A 19,502-nucleotide genomic window follows, 5' to 3' on the forward strand; every position below is an offset into this window, starting at 1 on the left:
GTCAGGTGGTGCCAGTGGCTTGGAGGGAGAGCCACAGGGCCGCGGTCGACAGGGCCAGGGAGGCCGGGGTGGTCAGCAGGCCGAGGCGGGTGAACTCGCGCAGCTCCACCTCGTGCTCGTGCTGGTGGGCGATGCGGCGCCAGAGCAGGGTGGCCAGGGAGCCCGCGTAGGTGAGGTTCGGGCCGATGTTCACGCCCAGGAGTACGGCGAGCACCGCGCCGGGGCCCGCCGGGGCGGCCAGGGGGACCAGGGCCAGCACCGCGGGCAGGTTGTTGATCAGGTTGGCCAGTACGGCGGCGAGGGCGGCCAGGGCGAGCAGTGCGGGCAGGGTGGTTCCCTCGGGGATGGCGTGGGCCAGGGCCGCGCCGAGGCCGTTGTCGACCAGGGCCCGTACGACGATGCCCAGGGCCAGGACGAACGCGAGGAACGGCAGCGCGGCCGAGCGCACGATCGCGACCGGGGTGGTGCGGCGCCGGGCCAGCGCCCGGACCCCCAGCACCAGGGCCCCCGCGGCGGCGGCCCAGGCCGGGTCGGCCCCGACGGCCGACGCCAGGGCGAACCCGGCCAGTGTCCCGGCGACCGTCAGCAGCGCGAACAGCGGCAGTTCGGGCGGCTCGGGCGCGTCCCGCGCGGCCGGTTCGGCATCGAGGTCGGCGGCGAAGAAGTGGCGGAAGGCGACGTACTCGACGGCGATCGCGATCAGCCACGGCAGGGTCATCAGGACCGCGAAACGGGTGAAGCTCAGGCCGCTCGCGGCGAAGGCCAGCAGGTTGGTGAGGTTGGAGACGGGCAGCAGCAGTGACGCCGTGTTCGACAGGTGCGCGCAGGCGTAGAGGTGGGGCGCGGGCCGGGCGCCCATCCGGGCGGCGGTGGCGAAGACGACCGGGGTGAGCAGCACGACGGTGGCGTCCAGGCTCAGGGCGGCGGTGATCAGCGAGGCGAGCCCGAAGACGGCGCCGAGCAGTCGGCGGGGGCGGCCCGCGGCCCAGCGGGCCATCCAGGTGCCACAGGCGTGGAAGAGCCCCTCGTCGGCGCAGAGCTTCGCGAGGACCAGGACGGCGGCGAGGAAGCCGATCACCGGGCCGAGGCGTTCGGCCTCCTCCCGGACCGCGTCCAGGCCGATCGCCCCGCAGCCGATGACCACGGCGGCGGCGGGGACGGCGAAGAAGGCTTCGGGGCGGCCGAAGGGGCGGACCACCGCGCACACCAGCACCACCAGCAGCGCGGCCAGCGAGACGGAGAACGAGACGGCGTCGAACGGCGCGAAGGAGGGTCCGGTCGGCTGGAGCGGCATGTGCCCGATCATTTCAGCCGCCGGCCCGGGCGGTTCACCCGGCCGAGTCGAGCAGCGCGTCCAGTTCCCGGCGGACCAGTTCCATGAGGGGCTTCGACGCCCGGTCCAGCGGCACCTCGCGTTCGTCGGCCACCGCCCGCAGGTGGGCCAGTACGGCCTCCAGGTCCGCGAAGGGGCCCACCGGACGCAGGAGCCACAGGCGGGACGCCGGGCGGGGTGGCAGGGCCAGGGCGGACAGGGCGGTCTCGGCCTCGGTGTCCAGGTCGTGCAGGTCGGCGTCCGCGAGCGGGGCGCACTCGACGTCGGTGACGGCGCCGTGGCCGTCCAGCCGGGTCTCCACGGCCCACCGGGTGGAGCGGTCGGGCACCCAGGTGCGGGCGGCCGCGGGCCAGACGTACGGCAGGAACACCCACAGGGCCCGCTCGGGGGCGGGTTCCCAGCCGAGCACCTCCAGTTCGCGCACCTCGGGCAGCCGGTCCGGCTCCAGTTCGCTGCGGCCGGGCCGGCGCAGCGCGAGGGGGTGCGGGGGTCCGTTCTCGTCCCAGTCCCATGACATGGGCGCAGGGTATCGAGGACGGGGGCCGGTCCCGGGGAGGACCCGGCCCGTCAGGCCGAGGACCCGGACGGCCCCTCAGCCCAGCGGGTTCTTCGCGATCCGGTCCGCCATGCCGCTCGCGACCAGGCCGGCCGCCGAGCAGTGCGGCTTGCGGGCCGCTTGGTCCTCGAAGAGGGCCAGGAAGGACGCGCCGAAGTCCGCGCGCGGGTACGCGGCGAGCAGCTCGGCGCGGAACCCCTCGTCGAACTCCGTCACCCGCAGGCCCGACACGTCGGCGCTGGTGCCCACCTGGAGGAGGTGGCTCTCCACGTCCTCGTCGGCGGTGACGTCCTCGCGCATGTGCAGGACGATGATCTCCTCGGCGCGGGCGCGCCGCGCCGGGGCCCAGCCGAGGCCCGCCGTCAGGACGCGGGCCACGTGGCCGCCGGCCTCCTCGAAGGGGAGGGTGTGGCTGTCGAAGGGCGCGGTCAGGCCCAGGTCGTGAAGGAGGGCGGCGACGTAGAACAGCTCCTCGTCGTACGCGAGGCCGTGCTCGGCGGCGTAGCGCGCGCCGAAGGCGTACGAGCGTACGGAATGGTTGAACAGCGCCTCATCCGCATACTCCGCGGCGATGTCCCGTGCCGCCTCGGCCGATCGTCCCGCTATCGTCCACATGCCGTTCGTTCCCCTCCGCCATACGCCGGTTGACGCGGGTCACTGTAGACGGCGGGTGAAGTCCACCGGCTCCGGGATCTCGCCGGGCCAGCTCAGCACGGTGGGCGCCGACGGGGTCTCGGCGAGGATCCGGCCGTGCGAGACCACGCAGCGCGGGCGGACCTGGCGGCGCAGCGCCTCGGACGGCGAAGGCGCGGGCAGCAGAACGAAGTTGGCGACGGCGCCCTCCGCCACCCCGTACGCGTCGGAGTCCAGCCCGAGCACGCGGGCCGCGCGGTCGGTCACCATGGAGAACGCGGTGGGGATCTCCCGCGTTCCCGTCAACTGGGCGGCGTACAGGCCGACCAGGGCGGTCTGGAGCGGGTTCCCGGTGCCCAGCGCGTTCCACGGGTCCATCACGTCGTCGTGGCCGAAGGCCACATTGACGCCCGCCGCGAGCATCTCCTTGACCTGGGTGAGGCCACGCCGCTTGGGGTAGTCGTCGAAGCGGCCCTGGAGGTTGAGGTTGGCGAAGGGGTTGCACACCAGGTTGATCCCGGAGCGCTCCAGCAGCCGCTGGAGTTTGAAGCTGTAGGCGCCGTTGTAGGAACCCATCGCCGTGGTGTGGGAGGCGGTCGCCCGCTCGCGGAGCCCGGACCGCAGGGCCAGGGTCGCCAGTACCTCCACGAACCGGGACTGCTCGTCGTCGATCTCGTCGCAGTGGGCGTCCACGCGCAGACCGTGCCGCTCGGCGAGTTCGAAGGCGAAGCGCAGCGAGTCGACCCCGTCCTCGCGGGTGTCCTCGAAGTGCGGGATCGCGCCGATCACGTCCGCGCCGCGCACCACCGCCTCGCGCATCAGCCGCTCGCCGTCGGGGAAGGAGGCGATGCCCTCCTGCGGGAAGGCGACGATCTGCAGGGTCATCACGTCGCGCACCCGGTCGCGGACCTCCGCCAGCGCGTCGAGCGCGATCAGGCCGGGGTCGGTGACGTCGCAGTGCGTACGGACGTACAGCACGCCCTGGGCGGCCTGCCAGCGCAGCACCTCGCTCGCGCGCGCGATCACGTCCTCGCGGGTCAGGACCGCCTTGCGCTCGCTCCAGCAGGCGATGCCCTCCCAGAGGGTGCCGGAGGTGTTCCAGCGGGGCTCGCCCGCGGTCAGCGCGGTGTCGAGGTGGATGTGCGGTTCGACGAAGGGGGCGGTCAGCAGCCCGCCGTGCGCGTCGATCAGGGTTCCCGTCTCGGGGGGTTCGCGCTCGTCGTCGTGCGGGATGAGCCGGGCGATCCTGCCGTCCTCGGCCACTTCCACGTCGACCAGGCCCGGGGCGACCGCGCCCCGGCCCTCTCCTGTGTGCAGCCGGGCGCCCCGGACGATCATCCGCATGGCGTCACGCTATAGCGGTCAGCCCCGCTTGGCCTGCGCCTTCTGCTGCATGCCGCGGGTCTTCGCCGACACGGACTGGACGTCGCGCACGGCCGCCTTGGCGCGCGCCTCGGCGGCCGTGTTCTTCGCGAGCGCGCGTTCGGAGTCGTGGTGGCCGTCGTGACGGCCGTCGTGGTGGCTGTCGTGGTGGCCGCCCTTGGCGTCGCTCTTGGCCTCGCTCTTGGCGCCGCCCTTGGCACCGCTCTTGCCGCCGCCCTTGCCGCCGTGGTCCTTCTTCGCCATGGTCCCGCCTCCTCGGTACGTCCCCCCACTGTCCCGCCGTCCGCATCCGTCGGCATCCCGGGGGCCGGTGCGGCGAGAATGGGGCGCATGACCAGCGATGTGACGAGCGATGTGAGCGGCGACCTGACCGACGGCGCGACCGACGGCGCGACCGGGGACACGACCGGGGACGCCGTGCCCGACTGGGAGAAGCGCTTCCGGGCGCCCCGCGTCGGCCTGCCCGACTGGGCCGAGGACGCCCCGGACCGCAGCCTCTTCGTCTCCAACGCGACGGGGACCTACGAGCTGTACGCGTGGGACCGGGCGACCGGCGCGCAGCGCCAGGCCACCGACCGCCCGAACGGCACCACCGACGGCACCCTCTCCCCCGACGGCGAGTGGATCTGGTGGTTCTCCGACACCGACGGCGACGAGTTCGGCGTGTGGGTGCGCCAGCCCTTCGCGGGCGGCCCCGACGAGCCCGCCACCCCCGGCCTGGAGGCCTCCTACCCGGGCGGGCTGGCGATCGGCCGGGACGGCACCGCGGTGGTGGGCCGGTCCACCGACGAGGACGGCTCGACGCTGCACGTCGTACGCCCCGGCGCGGAGCCGGTGGAGATCTACCGCCACCACGAGTCGGCCGGCGTGGGCGACCTCTCGCGCGACGGCACGCTCATCGTGATCGAGCACACCGAGCACGGCGACGCGATGCACTCCTCGCTGCGCGTGGTCACCCTGGACGGGGCGACCGTGGCCGAGCTGGACGACTCGAAGGGCGGAACGCAGGAGCTGGGGCTGTCCGCGCTCGGCTTCGCGCCGGTCGAGGGCGACAACCGGCTGCTGGTGGGCCACCAGCGGCGCGGCCGCTGGGAGCCGATGGTGTGGGACGTCGTGGCGGGCACCGAGCAGGACCTGGAGATCGACCTGCCCGGCGACGTGAGCGCCGAGTGGTACCCGGACGGCAGCGCCCTACTGATCGCACACGAGTTCGAGGCACGCGGCGAGCTGTGGCGCTACGACCTCGCGACGCGGGAGCTGACCCGGGTGGACACCCCGCCCGGTACGGTCTCGGGCGCGACCGCCCGCCCCGACGGCACCGTGGAGTACCAGTGGTCCTCGGCCGCCGAGCCCGCCTCGGTACGGTCCACCACCGGCGCGGTCGTCCTGGATCCGCCGGGCTTGCGGCCGCCGGGCTCGGTCCCGGTCGAGGACGTGTGGGTGGAGGGCCCGGGCGGCCGGATCCACGCCCTGGCGCAGCGCCCCACCGGGCACGGGGACGGGCCCTTCCCGACCGTGTTCGAGATCCACGGCGGGCCGACCTGGCACGACAGCGACGCCTTCGCCGCCACCCCCGCGGCCTGGCTGGACCACGGGTTCGCGGTGGTCCGGGTCAACTACCGGGGCTCGACAGGGTACGGGCGCGAGTGGACCGACGCGCTCAAGCACCGGATCGGACTGATCGAGCTGGAGGACATCGGCGCCGTACGCGCGTGGGCGGTGGAGTCCGGGCTCGCCGACCCGGCGCGCCTGGTGCTGTCCGGCGGCTCGTGGGGCGGCTACCTGAGCCTCCTGGGCCTCGGCACGCAGCCCGAGGTGTGGGCCGTGGGGCTGGCCGCGGTGCCCGTCGCCGACTACGTGGCGGCGTACGAGGACGAGATGGAGCCGCTCAAGGCGCTGGACCGGACCCTCTTCGGCGGGACGCCCGCGGAGGTGCCGGACCGCTTCGCCGCCTCCTCGCCACTGACCTACGTGGACGCGGTGCGCGCGCCCGTGCACATCGCGGCGGGAGTCAACGACCCGCGCTGCCCGATCCGGCAGATCGACAACTACATCGAGCGGCTGGCGGCGCGCGGCGCCGAGCACGAGGTCTACCGCTACGACGCCGGGCACGGCTCGCTCGTCGTGGAGGAGCGGATCAAGCAGGTCCGGATGGAGCTGGACTTCGCGCTGAAGCACTTGCCGCGGGGCTCCGGGGCCTGAGCGGGCCCCGACCCGGGACGAAGCGACCGGTGCGCCCCCCGTACGGTGGTGGGGTGCACCGGTTTCTCCTGACCCCGCGCTGGTGGGGGATCAACGTCTTCGTCGTGCTGGCCGTTCCCTTCTGTCTGTTCATGGGGACGTGGCAGCTCGGCCGGTTCGAGGACCGCGTCGGCAGCCACCGGGAGGCGACCGCGCAGCGGCCCGCCGACCGGAACGCCGCTCCGCTGGACTCCCTGCTCCCGGTGGACACCCAGACCTCCGGACGTCTTGCCTCCGCTTCCGGGGTGTACGCCGAGCAGCTGCTGGTCCCCGACCGCGAGCTCGACGGGAAGCCCGGCTTCTACGTGCTGACGCTGCTGCGCACCGAGGGCGGCAAGGCCGTTCCGGTGGTCCGCGGCTGGCTCCCGGGAACCCCGGACCCGGCCCGCGCCCCGGCTCCGCCGACCGGTCCGGTCCAGGTCTCCGGCGTGCTCCAGGCCCCGGAGAACTCCAGCACCAAGGGCGTCCACGCGCAGGGCGGCCTGCCCGCCGGGCAGCTCGGGGTGATCGGGGCGGCCTCGCTGGTCAACCTGGTGCCGTACGGGCTGTACGACGCGTGGCTGACCGTACCGACGGCTTCGGACGGGATGACTCCGGTACCGGCGAAGGCCCCGACGAACACCGGGCTCGACCTCAAGGCCTTCCAGAACCTCGGTTACACCGGCGAGTGGTTCGTCTTCTCCGCCTTCGTGCTCTTCATGTGGTTCCGCCTCTACCGGCGCGAGGTCGAGACCCTGCGCGACGCCGAGGCCGGGCTGCTGCCGCAGGACCCGGCGCAACCCTGCGCCGGGCCCGTCGGCGCCGAGGCTACGGCTTCGGCGCCGCATCCAGCGCGATGACGCCCGTCCGGTAGACCGTCCCCCCGCAGGCCGCGGGGATGGTCGTCCGGGTGACCGGCGCGCCCGGCTGCGGGGTGTGCGTGAGCGCCACCCCGGCGCCCTCAGGACTGGGCCCGGTGCTCGGCTCCGGACCCGCGCCCGCGTCGGCGCCCGAGGTCCGGGCGGCCGGGGCATCCGCTGTACCGCCCTGCGGCGGCTTGCCGCCCGGCTCCGCTCCCGTGCCCGTACAGGCCGTGGCCGAGGGCACCCACGCGAAGCGCACCTCGTAGGCCATGTTCGGCTGGAGCAGCAGGGACGGGGCCTCGACGACCGGATCCGGCAGCCCGGTCGCGGGGTCGCTCGCGGTGTGCGCGAGGACCGTGACCGGGCCCTGCCCGACGGCCGCGCCGGTGGTCGGCGCCGCCGTGACGGTGTCGGGTCCGGTGACGGTACAGCCGCTGGCCGAGACGTTGGTGACCCGGAAGCTGCCGTACACCTTGCCGTCCGCGTCCGGGGTGCGCGCGCTGGCGAGCACGCCCAGCTGGGCCGCGCCGCAGCCGGGCGATTCCGGGGCCGCGCCGCCGGGGGGCAGCAGCGGGCCGCCGCCGGTCGCCGCGCCCGTCGAGGACGGTCCGGCGGTGGTCCCGCCCGTCGTCAGGGGCGGCGCGCCCGGCGGCGGGGTTCCGGTGACACCGCCCGCGCCCTGGTCGTAGCCGGGGGCCTGGGTGAACCGGGGGCTCTCGCCCGCGCCCGCGGCGTGCGGGTCGGAGGTCGTGTCCGGCGTGCCGGCCGCGGACTCGCCGTGGCCCGCCATCGCCGAGTGGTCGCCCTCCGTGCCCTGGGCCGCCGTCAGGTGCAGGGCCGCCGGGACGGCCGTACCGCACAGCAGCACGGCCGCGGCGGCGCCGATGACGACCCGCCGCTTACGGGCCCTGCGGGCCGGGACGGCGTGGCGCAGCCGCTCCAGGGCGCCGTCCGAGGGCGCGAGGCCCCCGACGGCTCCGTGCAGCAGCCCGCGCAGCACCAGCAGCTCGTCCTCCTGCCCGTGCCCGCCCAGTGGCCCGTGACCGCGCCCGTGCTCCGGCCCGTGCTCGCGGTTCTCGTCCGGGGAGCCGTTCACCTGGTCGTTCATGACTGCGCAGCCTCCATCGCCACCCGCAGCGCGGCAATGCCCCGCGATCCGTACGCCTTGACCGAGCCCAGGGATATCCCGAGCGTCTCGGCGACCTGGGCCTCCGTCATGTCCGCGAAATAGCGCAGCACCAGCACCTCGCGCTGGCGGCGCTGGAGTCCGCGCATCGATTTGATCAGGTCGTCCCGCTCCAGTTGCTCGTACGCGCCCTCCTCGGCGCTCGCCATGTCCGGCATCGGCTTCGACAGCAGCTTGAGGCCGATGATGCGGCGGCGCAGCGCGGAGCGCGAGAGGTTGACGACGGTCTGGCGCAGGTACGCCAGGGTCTTCTCGGGCTCGCGGACCCGGCTGCGCGCCGAGTGGACCCGGATGAACGCCTCCTGGACCACGTCCTCGCAGGAGGCGGTGTCGTCGAGGAGCAGCGCGGCCAGGCCCAGCAGGGAGCGGTAGTGCGCCTGGTAGGTCTCGGTGAGGTGGTCGACGGTGGTCCCGACGGGCGGAGCGTCGGCCACGACGGCTTCGGCCACGACCGTTTCGGCCACCGCGGCTTCGGCCGCAACCGCGTCCGCCACAACCGCGTCCGCCACCGCCGCGTCGGCCACCGCCGCGTCGGCCACCACGCCCTCCGGCACCGCGCCGTCGGCGCCGTCACGCGGGGAGGGCACGCGTCCCCCCCTGGCCGGTGCGGGCGCCGCAGCCGTCGCGGGGGTCGCGAGCGGCGCGCCGGAGCCCGGCGTTCCCGCCGGGACGGGCACGATCACCGGGAAGCCTCCGGGGAGCCGGGAGCGTCCGGGGAGCGGTGGGCGTGTGCGCACCGGTGGAACCACGAAGTCGAGCAATGCCTCTGCCACGCCAGTTGGACACGCGTCCCCCGGTCAGGGTTGTACGCGTGCGGCAGCCTCACCAGCATTGTGTCGCCCGCCCTCATGCGTAACCGCTCTTCACCTTGGTCAAGGGATCTCCGACGATCCTACAAAGCGAATTACGCGAATTCACCAGCGATCAGCTCAGCGATCTGCGTGGCATTCAGGGCGACGCCCTTGCGGAGATTGTCCGCGCAGACGAAGAACTCCAGCGCGCGGGGGTCGTCGAGCGACACCCGCACCCGGCCCACCCAGGCCGGATCGGTGCCCGCGGCGTCCACGGGGGTCGGGAACTCCCCCGCCGCCGGGTCGTCGACGAGGACCACCCCCGGGGCGGCCTCCAGGATCTCCCGGGCCCGCCCCGGGTCCACGGCGTTCTCGAACTGGGCCCGTACGGTCAGCGAGTGCCCGGTCATCACCGGCACCTGGACGCAGGTCACGGCCACGGGAAGGGCGTCGAGCTCCAGGATGCGGCGGACCTCCGCCCGTACCGCCAGCTCGTGCGAGGACCAGCCGTCCGCCCGCAGTTCCCCGGACCAGGGCACCACGTTGAGGGCGAGGGGTGCCGCGAAGGGCCCGGTGTCCTCGCCGACGGCACGGCGTACGTCGCCGGTGTGCTCGCCCAGGTCCGTACCGGCGACCACGGCCAGCTGGCGGCGCAGCGCCTCGGATCCGGCCCGGCCCTCCGCGCTCGCGGCCTGGTACGAGGAGACCACCAGCCCGGTCAGCGCGTACTCGGCGTGCAGCGCGCCCACGGCCGCGATCATCGCGGCCGTCACGGAGTCCGGCCCGGCGACGATGCCGCGCGGGCGCGTCCGTACGGCGTGCGCGTTGATCTCGGGGACCACCAGCGGCACCTCGGGGTCGTCCCGGAAGGCCGCGGAGTGGTCCACGACGACGGCGCCGCGGGTGGTGACCACGGGCGCCCAGCGGGCCGACACCTCGGCCGGGGTCAGGAACACCACCACATCGCCCGCGCCGAGGCCGTCGAAGGCGTCCTCGGTGAGGGCGAGCACCTCGATCTCCTCCCCGCGCACGGTCAGCCGTCGGCCGGCCGAGCGGGAGGAGGCGATCAGGCGTATGCCACCCCAGATGTCCGCCCGCTGGGACAGGATCTGGAGCAGTACGGAGCCGACCGCTCCGGTCGCCCCGACCACGGCCAGCGCCGGGGCGGACGACCGGTCCGCGGTCATCGTCCGGTGCCTCCGTAGACGACGGCCTCGTCGCTGTCGGAGTCGAGGCCGAAGGCCGAGTGCACCGCGCGGACGGCGTCGTTGACGTCGTCCTGGCGGGTGACGACCGAGATGCGGATCTCGGAGGTCGAGATCAGCTCGATGTTGACGCCCGCGTCGGACAGCGCCTGGAAGAAGGAGGCGGTGACGCCCGGGTTCGTCTTCATGCCCGCGCCGACCAGGGAGATCTTGCCGATCTGGTCGTCGTAGCGCAGCGAGTCGAAGCCGATCGTGCCCTTCGCCTTCTCCAGGGCGTCGATGGCCTTGTGGCCCTCGGACTTGGGGAGGGTGAAGGAGATGTCCGTCAGGCCGGTGGCGGCGGCGGACACGTTCTGCACGATCATGTCGATGTTGATCTCGGCGTCCGCGATGGCGCGGAAGATGGCCGCGGCCTCGCCCGGCTTGTCCGGCACACCGACGACCGTGATCTTGGCTTCGGAGACGTCGTGAGCGACTCCGGAGATGATGGCGTGCTCCACCGGCTCGTCCCCTTGCGGATTCTCGTTGCTGACCCAGGTGCCGCGCAGTCCGGAGAAGGACGAACGGACGTGGATCGGGATGTTGTATCGGCGCGCGTACTCCACGCAGCGGTGCAGCAGCACCTTGGAACCGGACGCGGCCAGCTCCAGCATGTCCTCGGAGGAGATCCAGTCGATCTTCTGCGCCCTCTTCACGACGCGGGGGTCCGCGGTGAAGACGCCGTCGACGTCGGTGTAGATCTCGCAGACCTCGGCGTCGAGCGCCGCGGCCAGGGCGACGGCGGTCGTGTCCGAGCCGCCGCGGCCGAGGGTGGTGATGTCCTTGCTGTCCGCGGAGACACCCTGGAAGCCGGCGACGATGGCGATGTTGCCCTCGTCCAGCGCGGTACGGATCCGGCCCGGCGTGACATCGATGATGCGCGCTTTGTTGTGGACCGAGTCGGTGATCACGCCTGCCTGGCTGCCGGTGAACGACTGGGCCTCGTGGCCCAGGTTCTTGATCGCCATGGCCAGCAGGGCCATGGCGATCCGCTCTCCCGCGGTCAGCAGCATGTCGAATTCACGCCCGGCAGGCATCGGAGACACCTGTTCGGCGAGATCGATCAGCTCGTCCGTCGTGTCACCCATCGCCGACACCACGACGACGACCTGGTGGCCGTCCTTCTTGGCGTCGACGATCCGCTTGGCGACCCGCTTGATGCCCTCGGCATCCGCTACGGAGGAGCCTCCGTACTTCTGCACGACTAGGCCCACGTGCGCTCCTCGATCAAGTCCGTCAGTTTGCGGGTGCAGTCTAACGAGCGGCCGCGATCCGACCGCCTCGTACCACATCATGAGACGAAAAGATCAAAGAATACGTTCCCGTCGGATCGCGTCGGTTCCCATCGGATTCCGGCGCATCCCATCGGATTCCGACCGGTCCTGGCGGATCCGTTACGTCCTGGGCAGCCCCAGCGGACCCGCGATCTCCTCCACCATGACCCGCCCGGCCTGCTCCGCGAGGTCGTCCTCGGCCAGGTCCTCGTCCGTGTCCAGGCCGTCCAGCTCCTGGAGCGGCTGGTCGAGCCGGACGTGCGCGACGAGCGACTGCAGGGCGCGCAGGGTGGCCGAGGCGGTCGAGCCCCAGTTGGAGAAGTACGAGAACTGCCACCACCACAGCGCCTCGGTGGTGCGGCCCGCGCGGTAGTGCGCGAGGCCGTGCCGCAGGTCGGCGACCACGTCCGCGAGGTCGTCGGAGATCCGGTGCGCGACCGGCGCCTTGCGGGGCTCGTAGGGGTCGAAGACCTCCGAGTAGACGTCGACCGGGTCCAGCATCAGCGCGAAGCGCTCGCGCAGCTCGTCCACGCCCGGCTCGGGCCCGATGTCGGGCTCGTAGCGCTCGTCGGGCACGACGTCCTCGTACGCGCCCAGGCGGCCGCCCGCCAGCAGCAGCTGGGAGACCTCCAGCAGCAGGAACGGCACCGCGCTGTCCGGGTCCTCGCCCTTGGCGACCTCGGTGACGGCGACGATGAAGGACTCGATCTGGTCGGAGATCTGGACGGCGAAGTCGTCCGGGTCCAGACCCAGGGCGTGCAGCGTTGCGTCAGACATCGAGAAGTCGCCTTCCTTCAAAGGCCCGCCCCAGCGTGACCTCGTCCGCGTACTCCAGGTCTCCCCCGACGGGGAGTCCGCTGGCCAGGCGGGTGACCTTCAGGCCCATGGGCTTGATCATCCGGGCGAGGTACGTCGCCGTCGCCTCGCCCTCCAGGTTCGGGTCGGTGGCCAGGATCAGCTCGGTCACCGCCCCGTCCGCGAGGCGCGCCAGCAGCTCGCGGATGCTCAGGTCCTCCGGGCCGACGCCCTCGATCGGGCTGATCGCCCCGCCCAGGACGTGGTAGCGGCCGCGGAACTCACGCGTCCGCTCGATCGCCACGACGTCCTTCGACTCCTCGACCACACAGATCACGGTGAGGTCCCGGCGCGGGTCGCGGCAGATGTTGCACCGCTCCTCCTGCGCCACGTTCCCGCACACCGCGCAGAACCGGACCTTGTCCTTGACCTCCAGCAGCGTGTGCGCGAGGCGGCGGACGTCGGTGGGCTCGGCCTGCAGGATGTGGAAGGCGATCCGCTGCGCGCTCTTGGGCCCGACGCCGGGCAGCCTGCCCAGTTCGTCGATCAGGTCCTGGACCACGCCTTCGTACAACGGACTGCCTTCTTTCGTTTTCGCCCCCGGCGGGTGTCCGCCGGGGAGTGGGGGAATCGCTTAGAACGGGAGGCCGGGAATGCCGCTGCCGCCGCCCAGGCCCTGGGCCAGCGGGCCCAGCTTCTCCTGCTGGAGCGCCTGCGCGTTCTCGTTGGCCGCCTGGACCGCCGCGACCACCAGGTCGGCGAGCGTCTCGGTGTCCTCGGGGTCCACGGCCTTGGGGTCGATCACCAGCGCGCGCAGCTCGCCGGACCCGGTCACCGTGGCCTTGACCAGGCCCCCGCCCGCCTGGCCGTCGACCTCGGTACGGGCCAGCTCGTCCTGGGCCGTGGCGAGGTCCTGCTGCATCTTCTGGGCCTGCTGGAGCAGCTGCTGCATGTTGGGCTGGCCACCGCCGGGGATCACTGGTCACTCACTCCACTTGTCGGACTGCTACGGGTGAAACCGAGCCTACGTGCTCCCCGGGCGCGGCGCCCTACGCCGTGGAGACCAACTCTTTCGAGTGAGGGTGCGGCGTGCACGTACCTGATCAAGGCCTCCTTGCGGGCGGAAATCCCGGGATTCGTCGCCCACCGCCCGCCATTCGGAGGTAGGAAGGGCATGCGCACCATTGCGCACACGCGCACCACCACACGTCAGCGCAGGCAGAGGGAGTGCCGGGTGAGCCAGCCGGAGATGCAGCCCGAGGGGCCACCCCGGGATCCCCGGGAGGAGGGCGGCGGACCGATGGCCGCGGGCGACCCGACCGGCGATCTGATCGGCCGCCCCTTCCCCCTGGGAGACTGGGGTGAGCCCGCGGAGCGGCTCGACGAGCTGTACCGGCGGGTCGAGGCCGATGCGCTGCGTACCGCCGGGTGGTATCTCTGCGACCGCGCCTGGAAGCGGCGCGGGGCCCGGATCCTGCGGGGCGGGGCGGCCCTGGGCACGCTCGCGGGGGCCGCGATGCCGCTGCTGGAGCTGACCGGATCCGCGCCCGGACTGGCGGCGTACGGCTACCTCTCCCTGCTCCTGGGCGCTGCCTGCCTGGCCTGCGACCGGTTCTTCGGGCTGACGTCCGGGTGGATGCGGGACGTGGCGACCGCGCAGGCGGTGCAGCGAAGACTCCAGACGCTCCAGTTCGACTGGGCGTCGGAGAACGTGCGGGAAGTGCTCGGCCCGACCGAGGGGACCGCCAGTGAGGCCGCGGACCGCTGTCTGACCGTGCTGCGGCGCTTCCAGGAGGACGTGACGGAGCTCGTGCGCTCCGAGACCGCGGACTGGATGGTGGAGTTCCGCTCCGGTCCGGCGCCGCTCGTGATGCAGTCCCTGGGCGCCTCCGGCAGCCGCGCCGACGCGGGCGGCCCGCCGGTCCGCTTCCCGCTCCCCCCGGGCACCCGCCCGAACATGCCGCGCCAGCGGCCGCCGGAGCAGCCGCGCTGAGCGCCCCGGAACCCGGCCCCGCACGGCGGGCTCCGGGCTCCGCCACCGGGCGGCCGGCCGCCCTCAGCTGAAGATGATCATCGACCCTTGGCCGAGGCTCCGGGTCGCCGCCGCGTGCAGGCCCAGCCAGACGTGGCGCTCCCGCGCGAAGGGGCTGTCGTCGTACGGGATCGGGGCCGCCGACTCCTCCAGCGAGGTCGGTCGCCCCGGGGGCGCGGGCGGTGCGGGCGGGTTCCCCGGGTCGATCCCGATCGCCGGGCCCACGAACGCCAGCTCCCTCAGCAGCCCCTGCGCGGAGCCCAGCGGCCCGCCCCCGGCCAGCAGCTCCTCGTTGGCCAGCGGAACGGCGAAGTCCACGGGTACGTACGCCCCGGCGTGGTCGTAGTGCCAGACCAGGTGCGACTGCTGGGCCGTGGACTCGAACATCTCCAGCAGCTGTTCGTAGTCCCCGCCCAGCTCGTCCACCGGAGTCACCGGCAGTCCGCAGAGCTGGAGCAGGTAGGCCCTGCGCAGGAAGTGCAGGGCGTCGTAGTCGAACCCGGCCACCGGGGCCACGTCCCCCGACAGCCCGGGCATGTACGCGAAGACGGGCACGGACGGCAGTCCGGCCTCGCCGAGCGCCTTGTCGTACGAGGCGATCTCCTCCGCGAAGGGATTGTCGGGGCTGTGGCACAGCACGTCGACAAGGGGCACCAGCCACAGGTCACAGGCCACGCGGGCTCCGTCCGGTCGTTGTCCGCCGATCGGCCCAGCGTAGTGCGCCGGACACCCTGAGCGAAGGGGTCGGGTCCGCCCCCGTCGGCAGAGGTCCGCACGAGGCGGCCAGGGCGCGTGCCGGGCGTCGCGACGGGGCGAACGCTGCCTGACGCGGCACTAGCTCCGGCCCACCCGCCAGACCCATACGTCCCGCACCTTGCGCGGCGGCTCGCCCAGCAGGTCGGTCAGCGTGCGCACCAGCTCCGCCGAGCGGTCCTGCTCGGGCACGACCACCGCGCCCGCCTTCCAGTGCGACAGGTCGCGGCGGGCCTGCTCGCGCCACTGCGGCCCGATCGTGGGCGGATCCGCGCCGTAGCGGACGTCCCGGAGCAGGTTCGACAGGTGCCGCGGGGGCGCACCGTAGATCCCGATCCGGTCGGGGCCCCAGGGGCCGTTGTAGTAGCCGTCGGCCAGCCGGAACCCGAAGTCCGCCTCGACCTGCCAGCGCAGCGCGTCGGCCGCGCTCGGGTCGGGCAGCGGCACGGCGACCAGCGACTCCCCGTCCTTGACGTACGGCTTCCAGGCGCCGGAGGTGATGAACGCGGGCACGGGGTCCCGGTCCCGCACCGCCAGCGGCAGCGGGAGCACCGGGAGGAGGACGGCGGCCACCGCCAGCACGCCCAGCGTGCGGTGCTCGCGCACGGGCAGCCGGACGATCCGGTCCAGCACGAGGGCGAGCAGGATGCCGAGGACGGGGGCGCAGATCATCGCCACCCGCCCCTCGATGACCGACTCGAAGAGCGGCAGCTCGATGATCCAGCGCCACGGTCCGGGCAGGGTCAGGCCGGTGTGGGGGACGGGGACGACGGGTCCCAGGGACAGGACGGCCGCCGCGACGCCGGTGATCGCGAGGGCGCGGACGAACGGACGCCGCCACATCCAGACGCAGACGAGCGTGCCGAAGGCGAGCAGGGGCCAGCCGTAGAAGGCGTTCTGCTCGGTGGTGTTCATGGACAGCCGGCCCGCGGTCTCGGGGTCGCCGAAGAGCGAGCGGCCCGCGTACTCGATCAGGGCGCGCGGGCTGTTCCCGGCGTTGTCCCCGTGCAGCACCGAGTGGTAGCTCTGCGGGCCGGAGAACTGCCACCACAGCGGGAAGACCACCAGTGGCAGGCAGACGGCCAGTGCGACGGCCACACCGAGGCCCAGCGGGCGCCAGGCCGTGCGCACTCGTTCGCGGTCGACCAGCAGGTGGGCGAGGGCGAAGAGCAGCAGGCCCAGGGCGGCGATGAGCAGGGGCTCCTCGCCGATGAAGATCTGGTAGGCCGCGAACAGGCCGAGCAGTACCCCGTCACGGGTGACGTTGCGTCCGTCGCACAGGCGCAGCGTCCGGTCGATGATCAACGGGATCATGAAGAGGACGACGAAGTTCGGGTGGCCGTTGGCGTGCGAGATCATCGGCGGCGCGAAGCCGGCGAGCGCGCCGCCCGCGGCCGCGGCCCAGCGGGAACGCACCACGCGGCGCCGGATCAGCCAGTACCAGGTCCAGCCGGAGGCGGCCATGCCGAGGGTGAGGACCAGGACGAAGGTGACCGTCGCGCCGAAGGCGAGGGTGACCGGGATCAGCGGGACGGTGAGGCCGAGCATGGTGGCGTTGGCCATCAGGTTCACGCCGTCGGGCATGCCCTGGGCGAGGGTGAAGAGGGGATTGCGCAGGTGGGTGATGTTGTCGGTGGTGACGCCGACGAACCACTCCCACTGGTTCTGGTCCTGGAGCGCGTCGCGCAGGTAGGCGCCGTCGAGGTCGGACCAGAGGCGGTGGAAGAGGAAGAACGAGAGGGCCACGAAGAAGGCGGCGACGGCGAGGCCGCCCGCGTTCAGCCGGAACAGCTCGCGCAGGCGGAGGCCGAGCATCCGGTCGCCCCGGGGAGCGGGGGTCCGCTTCCCGGCCGTGGCCCGCACCGGCAGTTCCTCGGTCGTCCAGCCCTGGCCGCGGCACCAGCGCAGCACCTCGGCGTCGACGGCCGGACCGTGCAGGGCCGAGGCGGCGAAGGCCGCGCGCGCCCGCTCGCCGTCGAAGAGGGCGAGGGCGAGGGTGTCGGCGCGGAAGCCGGGCACTCCGGGGATGCCGAGGGCGCGCGCCACGGGCCCGCGGCGGCGGCCGAGCACCGCGGCCGTGGCGGGCGGCGCGAGGTCCAGGGCCCGCTCCAGGTCGCCGAGCACGTCCGGGTCACCGTGCACGTCCGGGTCACCGTGCACGTCCGGGTCACCGTGCACGTCCAGGTCACCGTGCACGTCCAGGTCGCCGACGTGCGGGAGGCCGGTGATCAGGACCCGGCGCCCGGTGGAGGCGGCGACCGCGGCACGCAGGGTGCGGGCGGTGCGGACCCGGGGGTCGGCGGGCGCGGGGTGGCCGTCTTCGCCGGCCGCGACGACCAGGACCTCCCAGGACCGGGGCCCGGCACCGGATCCGGATCCGGACCGGGGGCCCGGGTCCGTGCGTGCGTCGAGGGCGGTGCGCAGTTGGTCCAGGAGCGGGGCGAGGCCGTCCGCCGGAGCGCCCGGCGGCGTCCGCAGGATCACGCTCAGGCGGACCGCTTCCGGCCGCGTGGCGCCCGTACGCGCGTCGAGGTATCCGCTCGGGGCGCTCACGCGCCCGTCGCCTTCAGCTCCGAGGCCCAGTCCAGGCCGTGCTGGTTGTAGGCGTGCACCAGGCGGCGTACCTCGTTCGCGTCGGCGAGGGTCACCGCGTCCACGAGTTCGTCGTGCCCGCTCCACAGCGCCGCGTGCAGCCTCGGCTCGCGTTGGAGGTACGGCACGGCGAAGACCCAGCACTGCACGCGGATGCGGTGCAGGAACTCCGAGATGTAGATGTTGCCCACCAGCCCGCTCAGCTCCCTCCAGAACCGGAGGTCGTATCCGATCAGCACTTCGAGGGAGCCGCTCTGCGCGGCCCGCCGGGCCTCCTCGGCCCGCCGCCGCACCGATACGAGCATCTCGCCCGAGCCGGGGGCCGTACCGCGCTCGACGAGCCGGCGGAATATCCCGTCCACTATGAGCGTGCGGGCCTCGACCATGCCGCGGAAGTCGTCGACGGAGAAGATCCGGACGCGGAAGCCGCGGTGCTGTACGGAGTCCAGCAGGCCCTGCGCGGAGAGGTCCACCAGCGCTTCGCGCACGGGCGTGGCCGAAACCCCGTACTGCTCGGCGATCTGCTTGACCGTGAACTCGGTCCCCGGGGGCAGGCGTCCCGCGAGCACCTCGTCACGCAGCGCGTCCGCGATCTGCTGGCGAAGTGTGTTGCGGGTGACAGCGCCGCTGCCTGGCATAAGGGTCCGTCTCCTTCATAGAACTCCGGACACCTTAGGCCAGGCGGCGGACCGCGGCCGAGACGCTATGTGCTCACTGTGTGGCCATTGTGCGGATATGTCATGGCCGTTATGCGGATACGGCGTGCCGGTCCGCGACCGTCAGCGCCTCGTCGAGGAGGGCGAGGCCTTCCTTCGCCTCCGTCTCGGAGATGGTGCAGGGCGGAACGACGTGGGTGCGGTTCATGTTGACGAAGGGCCACAGGCCGGACGCCTTGCAGGCGGCCGCGAACTCGGCCATCGGCGCGTTGTCGGCGCCCGCCGCGTTGTAGGGGACGAGCGGCTCGCGCGTCTCCTTGTTCCGTACGAGCTCCAGCGCCCAGAAGGCGCCCAGGCCGCGCACCTCGCCGACCGAGGGGTGCCGCGCGGCGATCTCGGCGAGCGCCGGGCCGATCACGTTCTCGCCGAGGTGGGCGGCGTGTTCCACGACGCCCTCCTCCTCCATCGCGTTCATCGTGGCGACGGCGGCGGCGCAGGCGAGCGGGTGGCCGGAGTAGGTCAGTCCGCCCGGGTAGGGGCGGGTCGCGAAGGTCTCGGCGATCGCGCCGGAGATCGCCACGCCACCGAGCGGTACGTAGCCGCTGTTGACGCCCTTGGCGAAGCAGATCAGGTCGGGAGTGACCTCCCAGTGCTCGGCGGCGAACCACTTCCCGGTGCGGCCGAAACCGGACATGACCTCGTCCAGGATGAAGACGATGCCGTAGCGGTCGCACAGCTCGCGGACCCCGGCGAGGTAGCCGGGCGGCGGGGTCATGATCCCGGCCGTGCCCGGCACCGACTCCAGGATGATCGCCGCGATGGACTGCGGCCCCTCGAAGGCGATGGTGTCGGCGAGGTGGCGCAGGGCGCGCTCGCACTCCTGCTCCTCGGTCCCCGCGTGGAAGGCCGAGCGGTAGAGGTAGGGGCCCCAGAAGTGCACGACCCCGGCCGAGGCGGTGTCGGAGGGCCAGCGGCGCGGGTCGCCGGTCAGGTTGATCGCGGCGGCGGTGGCGCCGTGGTAGGAGCGGTACGCCGACATGACCTTCTGGCGGCCGGTGTGCAGCCGGGCCATCCGGACGGCGTTCTCGACGGCCTCGGCGCCGCCGTTGGTGAAGAAGATCTTGTCGAGGTCGCCGGGGGTCCGCTCGGCGATGAGCCGGGCGGCCTCGGAGCGGACGTCCACGGCGAAGC

Annotated in this window: 19 protein-coding genes; 3 read left to right on the plus strand and 16 right to left on the minus strand. The window is 73.2% G+C overall.

Features of this window, described 5'->3' with window-relative positions; all coding sequences use genetic code 11:
* Position 1 precedes the first annotated feature (1 nt).
* The 5 genes from QMF80_RS27425 to QMF80_RS27445 form a co-directional block, all read right to left on the minus strand.
* Complete coding sequence (locus tag QMF80_RS27425) at positions 2 to 1,294, minus strand: SLC13 family permease (RefSeq protein WP_283457956.1); 1,293 nt, start codon at positions 1,292 to 1,294, stop codon at positions 2 to 4.
* 34 nt (positions 1,295 to 1,328) lie between these two features.
* Entirely contained in the window at positions 1,329 to 1,850 is a 522-nt protein-coding gene (locus QMF80_RS27430; protein WP_283457958.1) for a DUF5956 family protein, read from the minus strand.
* A 75-nt stretch (positions 1,851 to 1,925) separates the two neighbouring features.
* The gene (locus QMF80_RS27435; RefSeq protein ID WP_283457960.1) at positions 1,926 to 2,504 is read right to left on the minus strand and encodes an HD domain-containing protein; all 579 of its coding nucleotides are present in this window, start codon (positions 2,502 to 2,504) and stop codon (positions 1,926 to 1,928) included.
* Positions 2,505 to 2,543: 39 nt separating this feature from the next.
* On the minus strand, positions 2,544 to 3,866 hold the full coding sequence (gene codA, locus QMF80_RS27440; protein WP_283457961.1) for a cytosine deaminase: 1,323 nt from the start codon (positions 3,864 to 3,866) through the stop codon (positions 2,544 to 2,546).
* Positions 3,867 to 3,884: 18 nt separating this feature from the next.
* Positions 3,885 to 4,148 carry a hypothetical protein gene (locus QMF80_RS27445; RefSeq protein ID WP_283457963.1) on the minus strand — a complete coding sequence of 88 codons (264 nt, stop codon included), beginning with the start codon at positions 4,146 to 4,148 and terminating at the stop codon, positions 3,885 to 3,887.
* Between the two features lie 87 nt (positions 4,149 to 4,235).
* Between QMF80_RS27445 and QMF80_RS27450 the strand changes: the two genes are divergently transcribed.
* Positions 4,236 to 6,107: a S9 family peptidase gene (locus tag QMF80_RS27450; protein ID WP_283457964.1), complete on the plus strand. Its 1,872-nt coding sequence runs from the start codon at positions 4,236 to 4,238 to the stop codon at positions 6,105 to 6,107.
* A 53-nt stretch (positions 6,108 to 6,160) separates the two neighbouring features.
* Positions 6,161 to 6,985, plus strand: coding sequence for an SURF1 family protein (locus tag QMF80_RS27455; RefSeq protein ID WP_283457966.1), 825 nt, complete (start codon positions 6,161 to 6,163; stop codon positions 6,983 to 6,985).
* Here QMF80_RS27455 and QMF80_RS27460 read toward each other — a convergent pair.
* The 7 genes from QMF80_RS27460 to QMF80_RS27490 form a co-directional block, all read right to left on the minus strand.
* A complete protein-coding gene (locus QMF80_RS27460; protein WP_283457968.1) occupies positions 6,954 to 8,096 on the minus strand; it encodes a hypothetical protein in 1,143 nt (380 codons plus the stop codon). The genes QMF80_RS27455 and QMF80_RS27460 overlap by 32 nt on opposite strands.
* On the minus strand, positions 8,093 to 8,947 hold the full coding sequence (locus tag QMF80_RS38405) for a SigE family RNA polymerase sigma factor (protein ID WP_502962932.1): 855 nt from the start codon (positions 8,945 to 8,947) through the stop codon (positions 8,093 to 8,095). Before QMF80_RS38405 ends, QMF80_RS27460 begins: the two co-directional genes overlap by 4 nt.
* Before the next feature lie 131 nt (positions 8,948 to 9,078).
* The gene (locus tag QMF80_RS27470) at positions 9,079 to 10,152 is read right to left on the minus strand and encodes an aspartate-semialdehyde dehydrogenase (RefSeq protein ID WP_283457971.1); all 1,074 of its coding nucleotides are present in this window, start codon (positions 10,150 to 10,152) and stop codon (positions 9,079 to 9,081) included.
* The gene (locus tag QMF80_RS27475) at positions 10,149 to 11,423 is read right to left on the minus strand and encodes an aspartate kinase (RefSeq protein WP_283457973.1); all 1,275 of its coding nucleotides are present in this window, start codon (positions 11,421 to 11,423) and stop codon (positions 10,149 to 10,151) included. The genes QMF80_RS27470 and QMF80_RS27475 overlap by 4 nt, the downstream gene beginning before the upstream one ends.
* 180 nt (positions 11,424 to 11,603) lie before the next feature.
* Positions 11,604 to 12,260, minus strand: coding sequence for a DUF5063 domain-containing protein (locus tag QMF80_RS27480; RefSeq protein WP_283457975.1), 657 nt, complete (start codon positions 12,258 to 12,260; stop codon positions 11,604 to 11,606).
* Positions 12,253 to 12,852, minus strand: coding sequence for a recombination mediator RecR (recR, locus tag QMF80_RS27485; RefSeq protein WP_283457977.1), 600 nt, complete (start codon positions 12,850 to 12,852; stop codon positions 12,253 to 12,255). Before recR ends, QMF80_RS27480 begins: the two co-directional genes overlap by 8 nt.
* 60 nt (positions 12,853 to 12,912) lie before the next feature.
* On the minus strand, positions 12,913 to 13,257 hold the full coding sequence (locus QMF80_RS27490) for a YbaB/EbfC family nucleoid-associated protein (protein WP_283457978.1): 345 nt from the start codon (positions 13,255 to 13,257) through the stop codon (positions 12,913 to 12,915).
* A gap of 255 nt (positions 13,258 to 13,512) precedes the next feature.
* On the opposite strand from QMF80_RS27490, the gene QMF80_RS27495 reads away from it, so the two are divergent.
* A complete protein-coding gene (locus QMF80_RS27495) occupies positions 13,513 to 14,271 on the plus strand; it encodes an SLATT domain-containing protein (protein ID WP_283457980.1) in 759 nt (252 codons plus the stop codon).
* Positions 14,272 to 14,334: 63 nt separating this feature from the next.
* Here the strand turns inward: QMF80_RS27495 and QMF80_RS27500 are convergent, their stop codons facing one another.
* The 4 genes from QMF80_RS27500 to QMF80_RS27515 form a co-directional block, all read right to left on the minus strand.
* Positions 14,335 to 14,985, minus strand: a complete 651-nt coding sequence (locus tag QMF80_RS27500) for a putative DNA-mimic protein (RefSeq protein ID WP_283457982.1) — start codon at positions 14,983 to 14,985, stop codon at positions 14,335 to 14,337.
* Between the two features lie 159 nt (positions 14,986 to 15,144).
* A complete protein-coding gene (locus tag QMF80_RS27505; RefSeq protein ID WP_283457983.1) occupies positions 15,145 to 17,616 on the minus strand; it encodes a glycosyltransferase family 2 protein in 2,472 nt (823 codons plus the stop codon).
* Entirely contained in the window at positions 17,613 to 18,293 is a 681-nt protein-coding gene (locus tag QMF80_RS27510; protein WP_283457985.1) for a GntR family transcriptional regulator, read from the minus strand. Before QMF80_RS27510 ends, QMF80_RS27505 begins: the two co-directional genes overlap by 4 nt.
* Positions 18,294 to 18,402: 109 nt before the next feature.
* A partial coding sequence (locus QMF80_RS27515) for an aspartate aminotransferase family protein (protein ID WP_283457986.1) occupies positions 18,403 to 19,502 on the minus strand: 1,100 nt, incomplete at its 5' end.

Origin of the sequence: Streptomyces sp. G-G2, from assembly GCF_030063135.1 — a bacterium.
Classification (GTDB): domain Bacteria; phylum Actinomycetota; class Actinomycetes; order Streptomycetales; family Streptomycetaceae; genus Streptomyces.

Coding starts and splice junctions, on each gene's coding strand:
- QMF80_RS27425 (WP_283457956.1), bottom strand. CDS start 1,294: ATGCCGCTCCAGCCGACCGGACCCTCCTTCGCGCCGTTCGACGCCGTC.
- QMF80_RS27430 (WP_283457958.1), bottom strand. CDS start 1,850: ATGTCATGGGACTGGGACGAGAACGGACCCCCGCACCCCCTCGCGCTG.
- QMF80_RS27435 (WP_283457960.1), bottom strand. CDS start 2,504: ATGTGGACGATAGCGGGACGATCGGCCGAGGCGGCACGGGACATCGCC.
- codA (WP_283457961.1), bottom strand. CDS start 3,866: ATGCGGATGATCGTCCGGGGCGCCCGGCTGCACACAGGAGAGGGCCGG.
- QMF80_RS27445 (WP_283457963.1), bottom strand. CDS start 4,148: ATGGCGAAGAAGGACCACGGCGGCAAGGGCGGCGGCAAGAGCGGTGCC.
- QMF80_RS27450 (WP_283457964.1), top strand. CDS start 4,236: ATGACCAGCGATGTGACGAGCGATGTGAGCGGCGACCTGACCGACGGC.
- QMF80_RS27460 (WP_283457968.1), bottom strand. CDS start 8,096: ATGAACGACCAGGTGAACGGCTCCCCGGACGAGAACCGCGAGCACGGG.
- QMF80_RS27470 (WP_283457971.1), bottom strand. CDS start 10,152: ATGACCGCGGACCGGTCGTCCGCCCCGGCGCTGGCCGTGGTCGGGGCG.
- QMF80_RS27480 (WP_283457975.1), bottom strand. CDS start 12,260: ATGTCTGACGCAACGCTGCACGCCCTGGGTCTGGACCCGGACGACTTC.
- QMF80_RS27510 (WP_283457985.1), bottom strand. CDS start 18,293: ATGCCAGGCAGCGGCGCTGTCACCCGCAACACACTTCGCCAGCAGATC.